Here is a 19,594-nt window from a genome sequence, read left to right as displayed (position 1 = left end):
ACCCATCAGGTTCGACGCTGGAAAACTCTGCTCTTAAAAAGCAGAGCGGGTGGCTTTGAGTCTTGACGCAGGGCCGGCTAATGGGTGTCCCCTTTTTCTCCATTATAACCTTTTGACAAGGCTCTACTATAAGGGGGACAGATTTATTTTAGACCAAGACCAACAGCACTGTGCCATAAATAAATCCGCCCCCTTTTTCCATGACTGAAACTATCTGGGTATAGAAATAATTTCATTTGTCACGATTTAATTTTCCTTGGGGCATGGCGATAAGCTAAGGGGCGGGCTTTAGCCCGTCCCAGCGAACGAAGTGAGCGATTTGTTAGGGGTAAAGCGCTACGCATTATTGTGGCTCCAGTTCGGACCAGAGAGGATTTAGCCCCTTTGATTCCATTGCTGTTCCATAGTCCTCAAAACTGTTTTTGCTAATGGCGTTTATATTTGCCCAGCTTGCCTCGCATTCTTCACAAACCCAAATTAATTCTCGCGTATTTCTGATGCGCATTGGCCTTATGTGTCCTTGCTGGCACCTTGGGCACTCAAGGGTCATGAGCATTACCTCTAACAGTGATTAGACAGAATTCTGCGTTAACACAATAGTAAAGCGTTCCGGTAGGAAAGGGGACAGTAGGGGACAGATTTATTTTTTAGACTAGTGCCGCTGCACCATTAATAAATCCGCCGCCTTTTCGCTTCCTTTTCGCGTTTCACTTATACCCTTTCACTCTTATGGGGCAGTTTGCACAAAACTGCCAAGAGTGCTAAGCCAGCCTTTTAATAAAAACTGTAATGAATGCTCCTGTACATGCCCCTATCCACACCAAAGCGCCATCAAACCCAAATATTATTAATTGAAATAAATATATAGAACCGAAGCCTAAAAACGCACCCACTAAGGCTCTTATAAAAAAATTAGGAGGCCTGCCTTTGAAAATGATCCTTATCGTAGCTGCGTAAAATATTCCGCTAAAGAAAGCTGGTACAGCCATTAGTCGATAGGCAATTCCCCATCCGGCCATTGAGAGAGGGATTGAAAATAGAGCCCAGCCAAGCGACTGTCCAGGGCCGGCGGATAACGAGCCTGCACTGACAATTAAGATATATGATCCAACTGCTGGAGCTAGAGCGGTGGTAATTAGGGCCGCCCTAAAATAGTGCCAAATCACATCAAAAGCAGATTCGTTTTCAGTTGTCGCCACTGCTAAACCCCTGACAGTGATTAGATAGAACTCTTAGCTAACACAATAATAAAGTGTTCTGCAGAAGCGCGTTCTACCCGTATTTGCAAAAACCCAAGACCATACCAATCAAAACTTACCGACCTACAGAGCGATGCCATCTGTACCACCTGATTTCCGCACTTTTACACCCACCACTGCCCTATAAAAATCAGCCCCATCGTGCATTAGCAAAACGCCCTCTACGGCATGCAAATACCGTAGAGGGCGCGCCTTTTACAGAGCCAACCCGTCAGTGCGCCAGCAGCGAACCACCCTTCTTGCCCGCCAGTTTCTCGGGTTTGATCAGGTAATGGGCCAGGGCCGGCAGCAGCCACAGGGCGCCGAACATGTTGACGATAAACATGAAGGTCAGCATCAGGCCCATGTCGGCCTGGAACTTGATCGCCGAGAACATCCAGGTCGCTACGCCGATGGCCAGGCACAGGCCGGTGAACAGCACGGCTTTACCGGTCGAGCGCAGGGTCTGGTAGTAGGCTTCCTGCAGCGGCAGGCCGGCGCGCAGGAAGGTTTCCAGGCGGCTGTATATGTAGATGCCGTAGTCCACGCCGATGCCGACGCCCAGGGCGATCACCGGCAGGGTCGCGACCTTCACGCCGATGCCCAGGAAGGCCATCAGGGCGTTGCCGAGGATCGAGGTGAGGATCAGCGGCAGCACGATGCAGATGGTCGCGGCGAACGAGCGAAAGGTGATCATGCACATCACGCCGACGCACAGGTACACCAGCACCAGAATCAGCAGCTCCGAGGTGCTGATCACCTCGTTGGTGGCCGCTTCGATACCGGCATTACCGGCGGCCAGCAGGAACTGCACGTTCTCGGACTGATGCTCGGCGACGAAACCTTCGACCGCCTTCACCGCACGCTTGAGGGTTTCGGCCTTGTGGTCTTCGAGGAACACCAGCACCGGTGCCACCGAGCAGTCGCCGTTATACAGGCCGTCGGCACGGGCGATGGAGTTGTTGAGCACGTCCGGGTTGCGCGACAGGGTTTCCCATTTCAGGTTGCCCTCGTTCATGCCCTTGATCACCTGGCGCGACACGCTGACCATAGAGATCGCCGACTGCACGCCCGGGGTGTTGTCCATGGTCCACATCAGCTCGTCCATGGCGGCCATGGCTTCATAGGTCGAGCAGCCTTCCGGTGCGGTCTTGACCATTACCACCAGCACGTCGGAGCTGGTCGAGTAGTTGCGGATCACGAAGTCGTTATCCAGGTTGTAGCGCGAGTCCGGGCGCAGCTCCGGCGCGCCCTGGTCGAGGTCGCCGACCTGCAGGTGCTGGTGCTGGTACCAGAAGCCGCCGACCGCAGCGACCAGCGCCAGAGTCACGGAAATCGGTGCCACGCGGCCGCTGGCGAAATTGGACAGGCGGCGCCAGAACGGATGCTCGCAAACCGAATCGCGCTTGCTGCGCTCCACCGCCTTCTTGCTGATGCCGATATAGGAAATCGCCACCGGCAGCAGGATCAGGTTGGTGAACACGATCACCGCCACACCGATGGAGGCGCCGATGGCCAGCTCGCGGATCACGCCGATATCGATCAACAGCAGGGTGATGAAGCCCACGGCGTCGGCGAGGATGGCGATCATGCCCGGCAGGAACAGTTGGCGGAAGGTCAGCCGCGCGGCCATCAGCGGCGTATCGGCCGCACTGGACTGCAGGGCGATGCCGTTGATCTTCTGCACGCCATGGGAAATACCGATGGCGAAGATCAAAAACGGCACCAGCATCGAGTAGGGATCAATGCCGAAGCCCACCGTGTGCATCAAACCCAATTGCCACACCACCGCCACCAGGGTGGTGATCACTACCGAGATGGTGCTGCGGATGCACCAAGTGAACCAGTACAGCAGCACGAAGGTAACCAGCAGCGCCACGCCGAAGAACAGCGCGACCATCATCAGGCCGTCGATCAGGTCACCGACCTTCTTGGCGAAGCCGATGATGTGGATCTGCACGTCCGGGTTCTGCGCCTGGTACTTGTTGCGGATCTTCTCCTCGAGCTGGTGGGAGAACTGCTGGTAGTCGAGCTTGATCAGGCGGCCCTGGTCTTGCGGGTCCGGGTAGGACTCGAGCAGCGGCACGTCGATGATGCTGGACTTGAAGTTGTTGGCCACCAGGCGGCCGATCTGCCCAGACTTGAGCACGTTGCCGCGCAGCTCCTCGAGGCTCTGCGCGCTGCCGTCGTAGGTCTGCGGAATCACCTCGCCGCCGGCGAAGCCTTCCTCGGTCACTTCGGTCCAGCGCACGCTGGGGCTCCACAGCGACTTGAGCCCCGAGCGGTCGACGCCGGGGATGTAGAACACCTCGTCGTGAATCTGGCGCAGGGTTTCCATGTAGGACTTGCTGAAGATGTCGCCGTCCTTGGCCTCCACGGAAATACGCACGGTATTGCCGAGGTTCGCCAGGTCGTTGCGGTGCTCCATCATGTTCTGGATGAACGGATGGCTCAGCGGGATCATCTTCTCGAAGCTGGTCGAGGGGCGCACCTGGGTGGCCTGGAAGAACAGGAAGACGCTGACCAGCAGGCAGATCAGGATCACTGCCGGTCGGTTGTTGAAGATCAGGCGCTCCAGCAGGCTGGCCTTGTCTTGATCAAGGTTACTCATCGAACACTACCCCAGCTTGTTATTGTTGGCCTGGATTGGCACCGGTCTCGGTGGTCAGGCGCACACCGCCCTGCCCGACCAGCACCAATTTGCCGTCTGCACCCGCAGTGACGCCCGCCACGGACAAACGATCAGGGCGGTTGAACACGCTGAAGCTGTTGCCGTGGTCGGCACTGCGCAGCACGCTGCCGCCATGGCCGACCACCACGATGCTGCCGTCGTCCAGGGTCGCCGCACTGGCCAGCCCGAACTCCAGGTCGCCGCCACCGGCTGTGGTCAGCGCAACCTGCTGCCAGGTTTCACCGGCGTCCTTGGAATGGAACAGGTGGCCGCGCAGGCCGAACATCAGCAGGCCATCGGCCTCGCCGCTGGCGATCACGCCGAACAGCGAGCCCTGATAGGGGCTTTCCAGGGTTTCCCAGCTTTGCCCACCGTCGGTGGAGCGAAATACGCTGCCCGCCTCGCCGACGATGAACAGACCGGCGCCCGGTACATCGGCGATGGCGTTGAGGTGATAGGTGTCTTCATTGTCGAGACGGTCGCTGACGTCATCCCAGGTGGCGCCGCCATCGCTGGTTTCCAGCAGCGCGCCATAGGCGCCAATGGCGAAGCCGTGCTGGGCGTCCTGGAACCATACGTCGAGCAGCGGTGCTTCGCGCTGCAGGTCCTCGAACTGTTTGGTCCAGGTGGCACCGCCGTCGCTGCTGGCCAGAATCAGCGCATCGTGGCCGACCGCCCAACCATGCTGGTCGTCGACGAAATACACGGCGGTGAGCAACTGCCGGGTCGGCACCTTGGCCTGGGTCCAGTTGGCGCCGCCATCATCGGAGAACAGCACATGGCCGCGCTCGCCGACCGCCACCAGGCGCTTGCCGGCGTGGGCGACATCGAGCAGGAGACTGGAGACGGCCCGCGTCGACGGCACCGAGAAGGTCGCTGCGTCGGCAGCCTGAGCCTGCAGCACCGGCAGGCCGGCCACCAGCAGCGAGCACAGTGCCAGGGCCTGCAGCACGGGCCACGGTTTCTTACCGCTTCGGGTGCGCCGCACCATGGGCTCACTCATACACAACTCCCCCTTGTTCTTGTTATATCCAGCGCCTTGAAAGCGCCGCCTATGCTATCGGCCTTTGCGGAACATGGTAGCCACCACGATCTGCTGTTTTGTAAGAAAAAGCCCGCGTTATCGACCGCGCGAATGCCTGTCGCACAACAGGCGGGCTTTGCCTTCTATCGGGTGCCGCGACGACGCAATGCTGCCGGTGTGAAGTAACTGTCTTCGGCCATCGGCTGGCTGAAGTCGATGGTGTTGGCTTCCTCGTTGTCCAGATTCTGCACGTGGTAGCGACGCGCCTGCAGATCATGGAACACATCCAGCGCAGACCAGGTGGTCGGCAACTCGTAGTAGTTCTTCAGATAGGCCATGGACACGCGCCACAGCTCGCCGCGACCATCGTACTGGTCGACCACGGCGGCCTGCCAGCTGTCTTCATCGAGATAAAGGGTGCGCTTGGAATAGATGTGTCGCTGGCCCGGCTTGAGCGTGCCCTCCACCACCCACACGCGGTGCAGCTCGTAGCGCGTGTAGGCCGGGTTGAGGTGGCCGACCTGCAACAGGTCCTTGTACTTCACCTCAGGGCTGGTGAGCTTGTAGCTGTTGTAGGGAATGTAGATTTCGCGCTTGCCGAGCAGCTTCCAGTCGTAGCGATCCGGCGCGCCGTTGAACATGTCGGTGTCATCGGCGGTGCGCAGGCCATCGGCCGTGGAGATCGGCGTGTCGTAGGCGAGGTTCGGCGCGCGGCGCACCCGGCGCTGGCCGGCGTTGTAACCCCAGGCCTGGCGCGGCTCCTTGACCTGATCGAGGGTCTCGTGGACCAGCACCGCACCGCCAGCCAAACGCGCCGGGCTGCGGGTGAACGACAGGTAGTAGAACAGGATGTTGTTCAGGTTGGCGTAGCTGCCCTTGGGGTCATAGAACTTGAACAGCGCTTCCTGCTGCGAGGTGACCAGCGAGAAGGAGCCGTTGCGCTGCACCGCCACTTCCGAGGCACGGCGCACCACGTAGGTGCCGCGGTAGCGGGCGATGTGGTTCCACAGGGCTTCCACGCCGTTCTGTGGAATCGGGAACGGAATGCCGCCGTAGGCATCGGCGAAACCATTGCCGCCGTCGAGCAGCTTGGCGCTGACCGCGTTCTTGGCGGTGTTGGCATATACCCACTGCGGCGCCGAGCCCGAACGACGGCTGGGGTAGACCGGCATCTGGAAGCTATCCGGATAGGTCTCGAACAACGCCACCTGCCCAGGCGTCAGCTGATCACGGTACTGAGCCAGGTTGGCACGAGTGATGGTGAACAGCGGCTTATCGGCGGCGAACGGGTCGACATGGTGGGTGCCCGAGCCCTTGTAACCGGCTGGTGCCTGGGTGATGCCACCGGTCCAGCCCGCAATGGTGCCGGCAGCGTTGCCAGCCTTTTCGGCACCCAGCGGCGTCAGGCTACTGCCGAGCTTGGCGGCGTCCTGCGGCGCTACCGCGGCCATGCTGTTGCCAGCCAGCAGCACCAGCGCGACGGCGACACCCTTGATGTTCAGCATGCTCTATCCCCGTGATCAGAAGGAGTATTTGACGTTGACGCCGATGTTGTCGCGGTCGCGCACGGCGTTGTTGTTGCCACCGCCGGAAAACTCGGTGTATTGCAGTTCGGCTTCCAGGCTGTTCATGTACGCCGCCTTCATACCGAGGGTGTAAGCCTTGCGGCCCTCGACGAAACGCCCGGTCTGGTAGGAGTTGCCTTCGAAATCGTCACGATAGACGACGTAGGGCGACAGGTTCACCCCGGCGAACACGTCGTTCCAGGTGCCCGACAGCACCAGGGTGTAGCCGTAAGCATTGCGGTTGACCTGGTAGCTGCGCCCGTAGCCGAAGGTATAGGACGAGTCGCCGCGGCCCGAGTAATAGCGGGTCGAGCCATCGAAGGCGGTGTACTTCAGGTCGCTGCCACGCAGGTGCTCGGAGGCCAGCTCGGCCACCCCGGTCAGCGCATCGAAACCCAAGGACGGCCCGAAGTTGTAAATGGTGCCAAGCGACGCGTCATAGGCCTCGACGCGCTCGTAGTTACGGATCTGGTCACCCAGCTGCAGCGCCTGGCCGCCGATGTTGCCCTGTTGCCCCTGCACCAAAAGCGGCGCCTGACGCAGCAGATCACCGAGCAAGTCGTTGGTGGCGGCAATGGCGATTGGCAAGTTGGGCCGGTAGGTCAGCTCACCGAACAGCGAGGCATCGCCCACGGTGGTGTTGAAGCTGAAGCCGTACATGCGGATGTTTTCGACATACTCGCGCTGGGCATTGATCTGATTGGCGGCATCGACGGTGGCGGCGCCGTTGACCAGACCGAGCAGTTGCTGAGCAGTGGTATTGCCTAAACCGGCCAATGTCTGCAGCGTCGAATAACTGCTGATCGCGTTGCTGCTGGCGGCTGCGGTAAGCGCATCCAGGTCAAGCCCCGAGAAGCCATTCAGATCGGCATGGAGCGTCGGCTCCTTGGAGTGGTAATTGACGAAGTAGAAGCCAAATTCGGTCGAGTTCAGCTGTTCGGCGATGTAACGGAAGGCAACGCCGAACTGGCCGTCGTCCTTGGCCTTCAGATCCGAGCCGATGGAGGCGGCCTTGAAGTAACCGTTGCTGTCCAGATACTCGGTGCCCTGCAGCCCGCCAGCCCTGAGCGCACTCAAAGCGCTGTAGTTGCTACGAAAATCGGTGCCGCCTAGCGCGGCGTTTCGCGCATACGCCGTACTGCCACCCTCGGCGAACAGATCGGTCTCCGAGAAATAGCTGCCCACCGGGTCGATGGCGCTTTCCTTCCATTTGAACTGGTAGAAGGTCTCCATCGACAGGTTGTCGGTCAGGCCGATATTGAAGCTGACCGCCTCGACGGGAATCAGCACTTCCTTGAGTTCGGCGCCGGGCAGGCGGAAGCGCGCGCCATCCACCGGGTTGCTGGTGTTCACCCCGCCGCGATAGAACAGGCCTTCGCCCCAGTTGAACACCTGGCGCCCCAGGCGCGCACTGAGCGGGTGCTCGGCGACGTCCCAGTTGCCGTAGATGTAGGCGTCGAGAATCTGCGCATCGCGACCTGCAGCATGCCGCGTGTCGCGGGTGAAACGGTCATCGTTGGGCGTGTTCTGGCTGGGCTGTGCGATCCGGTTGCCGTTGTAGTAGTCGTTGCGCTTGTCCATGATCTGCGTGTCATAGAACGCCGTGCCGCGCACGAACAGACCGTAGTTCTGGTAGTTCATCTCCAGATCGGAGGTGACCTTGAACACCTCGGAGACCAGCCCGGTGTCGAAATTGCGGTTACCGTCGTTGACGTTGACGTCGTCGTTGTCCCTGCTTTGCCCCTGCACGCGCCACAGCTGCCCGTAGGACAGGGTGGTGTCCAGCGAGCCGCTGATCTCGTTATCGGCGAAGCTGAACTCCGCGGCCTGGGCAGGCGCCGCCGCCAGCAACGGCAGCATGCCGGCCAGGGCGAAGCCGGCTCTTGCCCGCGGGGCCTGCTCGAGGGACTTGATACGCATTGAATACTTACTCCGCAGACAGACAGTCATTGTTCGTGCGACCCGTTTTTCTGGCAGGCCTTACGGGTGCCTGACTTGGCACCCGGCGATGACCTTGGACTGGCTGGCGTCACTGCACACTGCAGTGCAACCTTGGTGCCAATTCAAACGATCGTATTAGCTGAAAGCGCTTTTCTAGAGCAGCTCCGTAGCGTCCCTTTGTGACTGGTCGGCCACTGACCAGCAACAGCCGATTAGCGACCCAGAATGGCTCACAAACACTTTCAGCAGGCTGTCGAAACCCATCAGTGACGGAAAAAAATCACGGCTAAATGCCAGCATCGCGACAGCGGCGGCGATAGTAAGGGCGTCGCCAAGCGCGGCGTTAGCTTTTCATTCCTCGAAGTAACAAAAAATTGTTACCACCAAGGCCGCTGGTAACAGCGAGCAGGTGATTGGCGGGAAGAAAAACGGCGTCCAGAACGGACGCCGCGGGGAGATCAAAAAGCCTTGCTACCCAGGACGGCGATTGCCGCCCCGGGCACGGGCTCAGGCCAGGCTCTTGCTGACCACCTCGTAGACATCGGGCGACAGCTTGCCGGAGGCGAGAATGCGCTCAAGCTCGGCCTTCATCAGCGCCTGACGTTCAGCGCCGTATTTGCGCCAGCGGGTCAGCGGCGCCAGCAGGCGCGAGGCGATTTGCGGGTTCAGCGCGTTGAGCACGATCACCTGATCGGCCAGGAAGCGGTAGCCGCTGCCGTCGATGGCATGGAAGTTCACCAGGTTCTGCCCGGCGAACGCGCCGATCAGCGCGCGCACCTTGTTGGGGTTCTTCAGGGTGAACGCCGGGTGCTCCATCAACGCCTGCACACGGGCCAGCCCGCCCGGCAAGGTGCTGGCGGCCTGCACGCTAAACCACTGATCCATGACCAGCGCATTGTCCTTGAAGTGCTCGGCAAAGGCGTCGAGGGCCTTGCTACGCTCGGCCTCGAATGGCGAATTGACCAGCACCGCCAGGGCCGTCAGCCGCTCGGTCATGTTGTCGCTGTTCTCGAACTGATCGAGCGCCGCGACCAGCACCTCGGGCTTGTCGCTCAGCATCAGATAGGACAGCGCGATGTTCTGCAGGGCGCGGCGGGCGAAGTGCTCGGCTTCGGCCACGTACGGCGTGTTGCGCGACACCTCGCGGTTGGCCTGGTAGCGCTGCCGCAGCGGCTCGAACAGCGCGTCGGCCAACTGCTGACGGGCGAACTCGCGGGCGCCGTGAATGGCGTCGACATCGGCGATGTCGCTGATTTCGGTGAGGTAGGCCTCGCCCGGCAGCGACAGCATTTCGGCGACCATGGCCTGATCCAGCGTGTCGTCCTGCAGCAAGGTGCGCAGTGCACTGACCAGGCGCTGATCGAGCACCAGTGCTTCGCCGCGCTGGTATTGGCCGATCAGTTCCTGGAGCACTTGCACGCTGAGCTGCTGGCCGGCTTCCCAGCGGTTGAAACCGTCGCTGTCATGCTGCATCAGGAACATCAGCTGGTCGCGGTCGTAGGCGAAGCTCAGTTTCACCGGCGCGCTGAATCCGCGCAGCAGCGACGGCAAAGGCTTTTCGGCAACATCGACGAAAGTGAACGACTGCTGCGCCTCGGTCACCGACAGCACGCGGTTGCCGCCCACCGCGGCGGCTTCGCCCTGCAGGCGCAGCGGCAGGTCATTGCCCTGCCCGTCCAGCAGGCCCAGCGCCACCGGAATCACGAACGGCAACTTGCTGCTCTCGCTCTGCCCTGGCGTGGCCGGGCAGCTCTGGGTGAAGGTCAGGGTGTAGGTCTTGGCGGCGGCATCGTATTGCTCGGTCACCGCCAGGCGCGGCGTACCGGCCTGGGTGTACCAGCGCTTGAACTGGGTCAGGTCGACGCCGCTGGCATCTTCCATGGCCTTGACGAAATCGTCACAGGTCACGGCCTGGCCATCGTGGCGCTCAAAGTACAGGTCCGAGCCCTTGCGGAATGCTTCGGCGCCCAGCAGGGTGTGGATCATGCGCAGGACTTCGGCGCCTTTCTCGTAGATGGTCAGGGTGTAGAAGTTGGAGATTTCCATGTACGCATCCGGGCGCACCGGGTGGGCCATGGGGCCGGCGTCCTCGGCGAACTGGTGGGTGCGCAGGTAGGCGACGTCCTGGATGCGCTTGACCGTCGGCGAGTTCATGTCCGCCGAGAAGCCCGCGTCACGGAATACCGTGAAGCCCTCCTTGAGCGACAGCTGGAACCAGTCGCGGCAGGTCACGCGGTTGCCGGACCAGTTATGGAAGTACTCGTGGGCGACGATCGCTTCGACACGCTGGTGCGCGGCATCGGTGGCGGTCTCGGCGCGGGCCAGCACGGCGCTGGAGTTGAAGATGTTGAGGCCCTTGTTCTCCATGGCCCCCATGTTGAAGTCGTTGACCGCGACGATCATGAAGATGTCCAGGTCGTACTCGCGGCCATACACCTCTTCGTCCCACTTCATGGACTTCTTCAGGCTGTCCATGGCGTGCTGCACCTTGTCGATGTTTTCCGGCTCGACGTAGATGCGCAGCGTCACTTCACGGGCGCTCATGGTGGTGAATTTGTCTTCGACGCACCACAGGTCGCCGGCCACCAGGGCGAACAGGTAGGCCGGTTTCTTGAACGGGTCTTCCCAGGTCGCCCAGTGGCGGCCGTCGTCTTCCTCGCCACTAGCGATCGGATTGCCGTTCGACAGCAGGATCGGGTACTTCTGCTTGTCGCCGCTGAGCGTGGTGGTGAAGCTGCTCATCACGTCCGGGCGGTCGAGGTAATAGGTGATCTTGCGAAAGCCCTCGGCCTCGCACTGGGTGCAGAACATGCCACTGGACTTGTACAGGCCTTCCAGCGCGGTGTTGCTTTCCGGGTGGATGCGCACGGTGCTGTCGATGACGAAGCTGGCCTGGGTCGGCTGTACGCTGAGCGTGCTGTCGGTGAGCTGATAGTCGCCAGCAGCGAGTTCACGGTCATCGAGCTTGAGATGCAGCAGCTCGAGCTGCTGGCCGTCCAGCACCAGCGCCGGTAGCTCGGCGGACAGCGCCGGATTGCGGCGCATCACCAACTGGGCGTGCACAAGGGTGTGATCCTCGAACAGCTCGAAGGTCAGGTGGGTTTCGTCGATCAGGTAATCCGGCGCCTGATAGTCCTTGAGGTAGATGGTCTTCGATTGCTCGGTGCGCATGGGAACCTCTTCGATGCCACGCCAGCGGGCGCGGCAAGCGGGTGAATGGTGTCGGCCGCGCCTGCCGGTCAGGCGGCGCAGCTGGCGGCGATCTGGTACGCGGTGTACTTGCGAATGTTGATGACGCCCGTGTCGAACATCAGGTACTGGCCCTTGATGCCGAGCAGCGTGCCTTCGGCGACGGGATTCTTGTCCAGGTTGAAGCTGGTGATCTTCGCCGGATAGGCCTCTATCGGATAGCGGATTTCCACCACGCTCTGCTCATTGAGCGGCTGCACGGCCTGCAGGCCGAAACGCTCCTGCAGCGCGGTGATGCCACCGGCGCAGGCATCGAAGATCTGCTCGCGCACGTGCAGCAGGTCGACCGGCGCCGCGTCGCCCTTGAGCAAGGCACGCCAATTGGTCTTGTCCGCCACCTGGCTGCGCAGCAGGTCTTCGACGAAGCCCGACTGCTGACGGGTGGCGACCCGCATGATCGGCAGCGCCTGGGTGGCGCCCTGGTCGATCCAGCGGGTGGGAATCTGCGTGGCGCGGGTGATACCGACCTTGATGCCTGACGAGTTGGCCAGGTAGACCACGTGGTCGGTCATGCAGAACTGCTCGCCCCAGCTCGGCTCGCGGCAGGTGCCGGCGTCGTAGTGGCAGCGCTCGGGGCTCATGATGCACAGGTCGCACTGGGCCAGCTTCTGCATGCAGGGATAGCAATAGCCCTGGCTGTAGCTGGACTTGGTCTTGCGGCCACAATGGCTGCAATGAATGGCGCCGAGAAACTCCAGGCGCACGGTCTTGCCGATCATCGGGTTGACGGCGACCTGCTCGTCACCCAGGCGAAACGCGTATTGCACTGGCGCATCGAGCTGGGTGGCCATCTTGCTCAGGGCGCCGCGGGCTACTTCTAACATCAGTGCAGGGTTTCCGAGGATTTGAACAGAATGTTGGGGATGGGCGCGGATTTGGAGGCACATTCGGATGTGCCCATGTAACCGGTACGCTGATCCTCGGGCAGGTTCTCGATCTCCCAGGCGATCATCGCCTGCAGGCTCAGCTCCTTCTGCTCCTGGGTGAGCTTGCGGCCGTCCGGCCACTTGCCGATCTCCACGGCCAGCTTGAGGCTTTCATACACGTCCGGAGTGATGTTGCGGATCAGTTCGACGAAGGAGGACATGGCTGACTCCAGGGCTGGAAAAGCCCCGATTCTACCCTATCTACCCCGCCAAGCCGAGGCGCTGGCGATGCTCATCGCCGCGCCAACTGGCGAGCCAGCAGTCCGCCGATGGCGCCAGTGAGGCAGCCGGCAACGAGCCCGCCGACGTGGGCGGCATTGGCGATGGCGCCGAACTGCAGCAGCTCGAAGACGCCGGTCATGCAGATCAGCAGCCAGACCAGCATGCTCACCAGCACGCCGCGCGGCAGCCGGTATGCCGCATTCGGCGCCAGCCACTGGAACAGCCAGCAGTGCCCGAGCAGCCCGTAGAGCACGCCGGACAAACCGCCGAACAGCGCCGGCCCGCCGTAGACGTACTGCGCCACATTGGCGGCCAGGCCGAACCACAGCGTCAGCAGCAACAGCATCAGCGCGCCCTGGCGCGCCTCGATGCGCCGGCCCAATTCCCAGTACCACAGGCTGTTCATCGCCAGGTGGAGAATGCCGAAGTGCAGCAGCATGGGCGTCAGCAGGCGCCACCACTGGCCGCTGTCCATGGCCTGGGCGAAGGTCGCGAAATAGATGTACTGCCCATCGATATGGAAGTCGACGAAACTCAGCCAACGCACCACGTCGTAGTCTTCACCGCCCCAGGTCAGCACTGCGACCAGCAGGGCCAGCGCCAGCACGACCAGGGTCAGCGGGCTGCGCCTGGCCTGGGCGGCGATGCCTGGGCGCGAGCTGGCAACCGTTGTGCGCATCGGCTGCAGGTTGGGGTCACCCTCCGGCGCCCGCGTATACAACTCGCGCACCTGGGCAGCGATTTCCTCGTTCGGCACCCAGAGCACCTGCTCGTTACCCTGCTCGGCCACGCGGTGCGGTACGCCCAGCCGGGCCAGCAAGGTAATGAAGGCCGCGAGATTCTGCTCCAGCGGCGCGCGCAAGGCGATCACCGGGCTCATTGCGACAGCTCCGGCCGCTCGACTTCGACCCAGACGAATTTGGTCGGGTCCAGACGTTTTTCCTGATCCAGCCGGTAGGCCACCAACTTGCCGTACATCACCGCGCTGTAGTCCAGGCAGGCGATATTCGGGCAGATCGGCGCCGGCGTGCCGCTGCGCCAGTAGTGGCCGACGAACAGCGGCGGCTGCTCGGGGCCGTAGGTCAGCAGCTGCGCCTTGTCCTCTTCGCTGAGCGGCAGGCAGGCCACCTGCTCGGGCAACGGGTCGGGCTGAAACTGCACGTCGCCATAGGTCAGCGGGTTGCCGGCCCAGAACTTGGTGCGAAAGAACGAGCGAGTGAATCCATCGCTGCTGGTCATGGTCAGCCCGCCCGGCAGGCGCATGTCGGTGCCGCGCAGCAGGCGGTCGAGCACCGTGCAGGCGAAGCTGCCGGGAATGGCCGACGCCTGCAGGAAGTGTTCGTCGATGCAGCCGCTGGGGAATTGCCCGCGCAGCGAGGCGATCATGACCTCGTCCCAGCAGGCGTGCACCACGCGGAAATGGCCGGCGTCGAGAAACAGCGGCATCTCGTAGAACCACGCCAGCATGTCGCGCCATTCATGCGGGTAGGCCTCGAACTGCCGCAAGGTCTCGCCGATCAGCCGTTCGTGCCGCGCCGTGTGCTCACGCACGAAGGCGCGCCCGCTGCCCGGTGGCGCCGGTGTCATCCAGCCCAAGGCGTTGAATTCGTGATTGCCCATGATGCACAGCGCCTCGCCGGCGCGCACCATGTCGTGCACCAGGTGCACGGCCTCGCGGATGCGCGGGCCCCGGTCGATCAGGTCGCCGAGGAAGATCGCCATGCGCTGCGGGTGCCGCCACACGCCGTCCTGGCGGCGATAACCCATGCGTTCCAGCAGGCGCACCAGGGTATTGGCGCAACCGTGCACATCACCGATCAGGTCATAACCGCGAGACGGATCGAGCTGCATCAGTCGCCTCCGCCGAGTCGGCTACCCCAACCCAGCTTGGTACGGCAGACCTCGTAGTAGTTGTGATCCAGCGGATGGATCAGGCACAGCTTCTGGGATTTCTTGCGCACCGTGATGGTGTCGCCCGGCGCGCAGGTGAAATGGTTCTGGCCGTCGCACGACACCTGCGGGTAGAGCTGCAGGTCCTTGGAAACGACGATCTTCAGCTCGCTGTTGCCATCGACCACGATGGGCCGGCTGGACAGCGTGTGCGGGTACATCGGCACCACGACGATGGCATCGAGCTTGGGATGCATGATCGGCCCGCCCGCGGACAACGCGTAGGCCGTGGAGCCGGTCGGCGTGGCGACGATCAGGCCGTCGGCCTTCTGGCTGCACACGAACTGGCCGTCGATATACAGCTCGAACTCGATCATCCGATTCGACTTGCCCGGGTGCAGCACCACGTCGTTGAGTGCATCGCCTTGGCCGATCGCCTCGGAGTGGCGGCGCACTTCGGCTTCCAGCAAAAAGCGGTGTTCGGTCAGGTAGTTGCCTTCCAGCACCTCGGCGACCTTGGATTCCAGCTCGTCAGGGCGGATGTCGGTGAGAAAGCCCAGGTTGCCGCGGTTGATGCCCAGCACCGGCACCTTGTGGCGCGCCAGGGCGCGGCCGGCGCCAAGCATGCTGCCGTCACCGCCGACCACGATCACCAGGTCGCAGAACTCGCCCAGGTGCTTGCGCGCCGAGGTCTGCAGGCCGTGGCCCGGCAGCACCTCGGCGATGGTGTCGTCGAGAATCACGTGCAGCTGGCGGTCGAGCAGGAACTTCTTCAGGCGGCGGATGGTATCGAGCACCTGGGTGCTACCCAAGCGGCCGATGATGCCAATATTACGAAACTGCTCCATGGGGCTCCCGCGACGCTCTGGCTCTAATGGCCTGGATTATGGGCGAAGGCACCCTGCGCCAGCAAACCCTGACGCCGACGGCCCTGGCAGGCCGTTGAAAAACGTAGGCGAGGCAGCCAGTGCAAGGCCTGGGCGGCCCCACAAAAACAGCGAAAAAGCGGAGTGTACGAGTTGTACATGAGCATTACTCGCTTCGGGCCGCACTGAAGTACGTTAGCTGCGAGCAGCTTGTTGAGGCTGCTTTTAACGCAGCAATGGCAACGTAGGTAGTTTTTCAAGGGCTTGCCAAACGCCTATGCTGCAGCGATGAACCCTTTCACCGCGCTTGCCGACCTGCCCCGCCACCTCAGCGAACCTGCCGTGCGCGACCTGGCCTGGACGCTGCTTTCGCCGCCCCTGCTCGCCCATACGCCATGGCCGCAGCGCCACCCGCTCATCGCCAGTAGCTGGGCAGCCGAGCTGGGCCTGCTGGCCGACTGGCTGCAGCGTCAGGATGAGTGCCCGCAAGCACTGCACGAATGGCTGTCGCGCAGCTCGGTGCGACGCCTGGGGCTCTACTACGAGCGCCTGTGGCAGTTCGCCCTTCAGGCGGCGCCCGGTATCGAAGTGCTGGCGGCCAATCTGCCGATTCGTCAGGGCGGCCATACCCTGGGCGAGCTGGATCTGCTGCTGCGCGATGCCAGCGGCGTGCATCACGTCGAGCTGGCGATCAAGCTGTACCTGGGCCAGCCGCCGGGCGCGCTCGAACGCTGGATCGGCCCGGGCGGTCGTGATCGTCTGGATCTCAAGCTCGATCATCTGGCCACTCACCAGCTCCCCCTGTCGGCTTCGCCCGAAGCGCGGCAAACCTTGCATGCGCTAACCGACGCGCCGATCCAGGCCTCGATGTGGCTGGGCGGCTATCTGTTCTATCCCCACGGTCTGGATCATCCGCCGCCGCCCGGCGCCGAGCCCGCGCACCTGCGCGGGCGCTGGCTGCACCGTCGGCAATGGTCGGCGCTGCAGGCCGAGTACGCAGATGCCCGCTGGCAACCGCTGCCGCGCAGTGCCTGGCTGGCACCGGCTAAACTGCCGGCGACGCAGGGCTGGTCCGAGGCTCATTTGCAGAGCTGGCTGCAAGCGCTGCCCGCGGAAGCCGGCGCCCAGTTGCTGGTCGATCTGCAGCCTGATGGCAATGGCGCGCTTGCCGAGCGCCAGCGCATCTTTCTGGTCGCCGATGACTGGCCCAACAGCGGCACCGAACCCGGTGGCGCGCCGCCTTCAGCGCGCTGAATCTGCCATGAGAGCGGCGCGACGGCCCTGCAGGCCGCCGGTGTGCACGAAGATCAAGCGCGTGCCTGCCCTGATGTCGCCTCGCCCAATGGCGTCACGCAAGGCCAGGAGCGCCTTGGCGGTGTATAGCGGCTCCAGCGGCAAGCCGCTCTGCACCTCGCACTGCGCCATAAAGGCCAGCAACTCGGCATCCTGACGCGCGAAGCCGCCGCGGCAAGCGTCCAGCAACTGGTATCCGATGTCGTCGCGCCCCGCCTCGGCCAGCAGCCCACGCACCTGTTCCGACACGCCATGATCCATCGGCACGGCCAGGGCGCCGTGCACGGTGCGCTGCCCGCCTTCGCCAATCACCAGCCCGGCCAGGGTGGTGCCGGTCCCCGCCGCCAGCCACCAGCCGTGAAAGTCGTCCCAACCCAGCGCCGGCAATTGCGCAGCCACCATGCTGGGCAAATCCGCACAGCCTAGCGCACCGGGCACCCCTCCACCGCCCTCGGGCACCGGCATAAAGCCTGGATAGCGCGCCTGCCATGGTTCCCAGAAATTGGCCCGATGCCGCTCGCGGTAGCCGCCATAGCCAAGCCAGTGCAGCTGCATGCCGAAACGCTGCAAATCCTGAACGGTCGGAGTGTCCTGGGTGTGGCCGCGCAGCAGGCCGGCCGTGGGGAACGAAAAGCGCTGCCCAGCGGCCGCCAGTGCATGCAGATGATTGGAGTGGGCACCGCCGAGACTGATAATGCCGCCGGCGCCCTGCTCAGCGGCAAGGCGCAGATGGGGCGCGAGCTTGAACCACTTGTTACCGCTGATCAGCGGATCGATCAGATCCAGACGCAGCACCGCCAGCTCGACGCCTGCCAGCCAGTCGAAATGCAGGCGCTGCAGCGGCGCCTGGGGATGCCAGGTGCTGATAGCAGAGAGTGGAATCGTGGTCATGAACAGGCGGCCCCGAAAAGGCCGCAAGTTTAACAGGCCGTTGAAAAACGTAGGCGAGGCAGCCAGTGCAAGGAAAAAACCGCCGAAAAAAGCGGAGTGTACGAGTTGTACATGAGCATTTTGAGGCGGTTTTTAACGCAGCAATGGCAACGTAGGTAGTTCTTCAACGGCCTGTTAGCCCACGGTGCGCAGCAGCGCGCTCTTATGCAGCATGCAGCAGTTGGAGTCACCGGCGACAAAACGCCCGGGCGTCTCGACCCGTTCGAGGGCCGCGCCGCAGCGCTCACCATTGCTTTGCAAACCTTCGCAGCGCGGACGCTGGTAGTGCTCCAGCCACTGACGGTACTGGCTCTCCGGCACGAAGCATTTGCTCGCGGCATAAGCCAGCGGGCTGGCCAGGTAGCGGTCGACATCCTGCAGCGGCACGGTCAGGTGCCCGGCGCCTGGGTGGAAGACCACGAACACCACGCCTTGGGCGGCCAGGCGCTCGAGCACCTGACTGGCGCCGCGCTGGGCGGCTTCGTTCTCACGGCGGCGTGCTTGTTCCTCGGCAACGGCCTGGGTGGCCAGAATGCGGGCGCGCAGTTCCTCGTCGAACTGCTCACGCAGAATCTCCCGCTCGGTGCGGGCGTGACGCTCGGCGGCGCGCACCCGCACCGCCATCTCCTCGCGTTCGCTCTGCTGCACTTCCAGCTGCTCGGCCAGCTGAGCCTTGAGGTTCTGGTTGAGCCCTTCCTGCTGGCGCAACGCCTGACGCAGTGCCTGCATCTGCCCCTGCAGCTCGGCCAGTTGCGCTTCGCTGCGGGCGGTCGCGCGGGCCAGCTCGGCCTGGTGTTCGGTGGCCAGGGCCGATAGCCGCTCACGTTGCTGGCGAACCAGTTGCGCGGCCTTTTGCCGGTAATCGTGGGAGAGCCGCTCGGCCAGTTTTTCGGCCATGTCGCGGGCGGGATCGACGGCGTACCACTGATCCTCGGACGCCACCTGCAGGCGTTCCGGCGTCACGGCCGCGGCTTCCTCTTCCTGCAGCACAATGCCGAGGCTGTTGGCGCGTACCGTGTCGCGCAGGGTGGCCAGATCGTTATTGCCGGGCACCAGGCTCGGATCCCAGAGATGCATCTGGTGCCAGGACACCGGGCACTGGCTGCGGCAGGCCAGGCGTATTGGCCCGCCGCCCAGGTCAGGGCCACGGCCGGCACGCTCGGCCATCTGCTGCAGGGGAATGTTCCATCCGGCGTCAGGTGCGCCGTGTTCGTCGAAATCCAGATAGAAGAACACTGCCGAGCGAATCTGCAGGCGACCGCTGATCACCACGTAGACCGCGCGCACCTGCTCGTCGGCCAGGGTCGGCATCTTCACCAGGCCATCGAGCAGGGTCTCGAACTCGGTGTAGAACATCTGCTTGCCGATGCTGCCGTCCGGGGCGAAGAACATCACGGCCTCGATCAGTTGCGGCTTGCTCATCGATGTTCTCCACAGCTAATGACGGTTTCGAGCCGCCGCAATAGAGCGGCAGCCAGGCAAGTCTAGGCGAGAACCTGTGACAGGCTGTGTGACCCGGTTGGCAGTCACTCGGCCACAGGACGAACGGTACGACCGAACTGTGACCGGTTCGGTGGAGATCGACCGAAAGTGCAAATTAGAGCCTGTTCACGATCGTTCAGCTCGGCTGCAGCGCTTTGATTGCAAAGTGGCGGGAGCGACCAATGTGCGGAATACTTTCGTAGGAGATTCTATGGTTTAGGGCAATGCCTTTATGCCCTTCTGCTGATGTACTCGCCTTGAGTTTTCATCAAGGCGAATGCGACTCTGGCGAGCTTT

14 protein-coding genes are annotated in these 19,594 nt (G+C 62.6%); 1 reads left to right on the top strand and 13 read right to left on the bottom strand.

What is annotated here, in order from left to right:
* Positions 1 to 761: 761 nt before the first annotated feature.
* The 11 genes from FB481_RS22940 to FB481_RS22890 all read right to left on the bottom strand — a co-directional run bounded on the left by FB481_RS22940 (position 762) and on the right by FB481_RS22890 (position 15,574).
* Positions 762 to 1,199, bottom strand: coding sequence for a hypothetical protein (locus FB481_RS22940; RefSeq protein WP_147178083.1), 438 nt, complete (start codon positions 1,197 to 1,199; stop codon positions 762 to 764).
* A gap of 271 nt (positions 1,200 to 1,470) precedes the next feature.
* A complete protein-coding gene (locus tag FB481_RS22935; protein ID WP_147178081.1) occupies positions 1,471 to 3,849 on the bottom strand; it encodes an RND family transporter in 2,379 nt (792 codons plus the stop codon).
* 19 nt (positions 3,850 to 3,868) lie between these two features.
* Entirely contained in the window at positions 3,869 to 4,912 is a 1,044-nt protein-coding gene (locus FB481_RS22930) for a YCF48-related protein (RefSeq protein WP_147178079.1), read from the bottom strand.
* 164 nt (positions 4,913 to 5,076) lie between these two features.
* The gene (locus tag FB481_RS22925; protein ID WP_147178077.1) at positions 5,077 to 6,438 is read right to left on the bottom strand and encodes a DUF1329 domain-containing protein; all 1,362 of its coding nucleotides are present in this window, start codon (positions 6,436 to 6,438) and stop codon (positions 5,077 to 5,079) included.
* A gap of 15 nt (positions 6,439 to 6,453) precedes the next feature.
* Positions 6,454 to 8,418: a DUF1302 domain-containing protein gene (locus FB481_RS22920; RefSeq protein WP_093503274.1), complete on the bottom strand. Its 1,965-nt coding sequence runs from the start codon at positions 8,416 to 8,418 to the stop codon at positions 6,454 to 6,456.
* A 528-nt stretch (positions 8,419 to 8,946) separates the two neighbouring features.
* Positions 8,947 to 11,610, bottom strand: a complete 2,664-nt coding sequence (gene pepN, locus FB481_RS22915; protein WP_147178075.1) for an aminopeptidase N — start codon at positions 11,608 to 11,610, stop codon at positions 8,947 to 8,949.
* 68 nt (positions 11,611 to 11,678) lie between these two features.
* Entirely contained in the window at positions 11,679 to 12,512 is an 834-nt protein-coding gene (locus tag FB481_RS22910; RefSeq protein WP_147178073.1) for a DUF2797 domain-containing protein, read from the bottom strand.
* Entirely contained in the window at positions 12,512 to 12,775 is a 264-nt protein-coding gene (locus tag FB481_RS22905; protein WP_013790930.1) for a YeaC family protein, read from the bottom strand. Before FB481_RS22905 ends, FB481_RS22910 begins: the two co-directional genes overlap by 1 nt.
* Before the next feature lie 71 nt (positions 12,776 to 12,846).
* Positions 12,847 to 13,716 carry a rhomboid family intramembrane serine protease gene (locus FB481_RS22900; RefSeq protein WP_147178071.1) on the bottom strand — a complete coding sequence of 290 codons (870 nt, stop codon included), beginning with the start codon at positions 13,714 to 13,716 and terminating at the stop codon, positions 12,847 to 12,849.
* The gene (locus tag FB481_RS22895; protein ID WP_147178069.1) at positions 13,713 to 14,687 is read right to left on the bottom strand and encodes a metallophosphoesterase; all 975 of its coding nucleotides are present in this window, start codon (positions 14,685 to 14,687) and stop codon (positions 13,713 to 13,715) included. Before FB481_RS22895 ends, FB481_RS22900 begins: the two co-directional genes overlap by 4 nt.
* Complete coding sequence (locus FB481_RS22890; protein WP_013790927.1) at positions 14,687 to 15,574, bottom strand: NAD(+) kinase; 888 nt, start codon at positions 15,572 to 15,574, stop codon at positions 14,687 to 14,689. Before FB481_RS22890 ends, FB481_RS22895 begins: the two co-directional genes overlap by 1 nt.
* Positions 15,575 to 15,880: 306 nt before the next feature.
* Here FB481_RS22890 and FB481_RS22885 point away from each other — a divergent pair, with 306 nt between their 5' ends.
* A complete protein-coding gene (locus tag FB481_RS22885) occupies positions 15,881 to 16,846 on the top strand; it encodes a DUF1853 family protein (protein ID WP_147178067.1) in 966 nt (321 codons plus the stop codon).
* Here FB481_RS22885 and FB481_RS22880 read toward each other — a convergent pair.
* Together FB481_RS22880 and FB481_RS22875 are read right to left on the bottom strand one after the other, a co-directional pair.
* Positions 16,835 to 17,776, bottom strand: a complete 942-nt coding sequence (locus tag FB481_RS22880) for a 1-aminocyclopropane-1-carboxylate deaminase/D-cysteine desulfhydrase (protein WP_147178065.1) — start codon at positions 17,774 to 17,776, stop codon at positions 16,835 to 16,837. The two genes, FB481_RS22885 and FB481_RS22880, sit on opposite strands and share 12 nt — an antisense overlap.
* Positions 17,777 to 17,950: 174 nt before the next feature.
* Entirely contained in the window at positions 17,951 to 19,237 is a 1,287-nt protein-coding gene (locus FB481_RS22875; protein WP_147178063.1) for a chromosome partitioning protein ParA, read from the bottom strand.
* Positions 19,238 to 19,594: the final 357 nt, after the last annotated feature.

The sequence above is a fragment of the Pseudomonas sp. AG1028 genome, assembly GCF_007993955.1.
GTDB classification, from domain to species: Bacteria; Pseudomonadota; Gammaproteobacteria; order Pseudomonadales; family Pseudomonadaceae; genus Aquipseudomonas; species Aquipseudomonas straminea.
This window is presented reverse-complemented; position numbering and strand designations above follow the sequence as displayed.

Excerpts from the sequence above, each read along its gene's own strand:
- FB481_RS22935 (WP_147178081.1), bottom strand. The coding sequence starts at position 3,849 with ATGAGTAACCTTGATCAAGACAAGGCCAGCCTGCTGGAGCGCCTGATC.
- FB481_RS22930 (WP_147178079.1), bottom strand. The coding sequence starts at position 4,912 with ATGAGTGAGCCCATGGTGCGGCGCACCCGAAGCGGTAAGAAACCGTGG.
- FB481_RS22925 (WP_147178077.1), bottom strand. The coding sequence starts at position 6,438 with ATGCTGAACATCAAGGGTGTCGCCGTCGCGCTGGTGCTGCTGGCTGGC.
- FB481_RS22920 (WP_093503274.1), bottom strand. The coding sequence starts at position 8,418 with ATGCGTATCAAGTCCCTCGAGCAGGCCCCGCGGGCAAGAGCCGGCTTC.
- pepN (WP_147178075.1), bottom strand. The coding sequence starts at position 11,610 with ATGCGCACCGAGCAATCGAAGACCATCTACCTCAAGGACTATCAGGCG.
- FB481_RS22910 (WP_147178073.1), bottom strand. The coding sequence starts at position 12,512 with ATGTTAGAAGTAGCCCGCGGCGCCCTGAGCAAGATGGCCACCCAGCTC.
- FB481_RS22905 (WP_013790930.1), bottom strand. The coding sequence starts at position 12,775 with ATGTCCTCCTTCGTCGAACTGATCCGCAACATCACTCCGGACGTGTAT.
- FB481_RS22900 (WP_147178071.1), bottom strand. The coding sequence starts at position 13,716 with ATGAGCCCGGTGATCGCCTTGCGCGCGCCGCTGGAGCAGAATCTCGCG.
- FB481_RS22895 (WP_147178069.1), bottom strand. The coding sequence starts at position 14,687 with ATGCAGCTCGATCCGTCTCGCGGTTATGACCTGATCGGTGATGTGCAC.
- FB481_RS22890 (WP_013790927.1), bottom strand. The coding sequence starts at position 15,574 with ATGGAGCAGTTTCGTAATATTGGCATCATCGGCCGCTTGGGTAGCACC.
- FB481_RS22885 (WP_147178067.1), top strand. The coding sequence starts at position 15,881 with ATGAACCCTTTCACCGCGCTTGCCGACCTGCCCCGCCACCTCAGCGAA.
- FB481_RS22880 (WP_147178065.1), bottom strand. The coding sequence starts at position 17,776 with ATGACCACGATTCCACTCTCTGCTATCAGCACCTGGCATCCCCAGGCG.
- FB481_RS22875 (WP_147178063.1), bottom strand. The coding sequence starts at position 19,237 with ATGAGCAAGCCGCAACTGATCGAGGCCGTGATGTTCTTCGCCCCGGAC.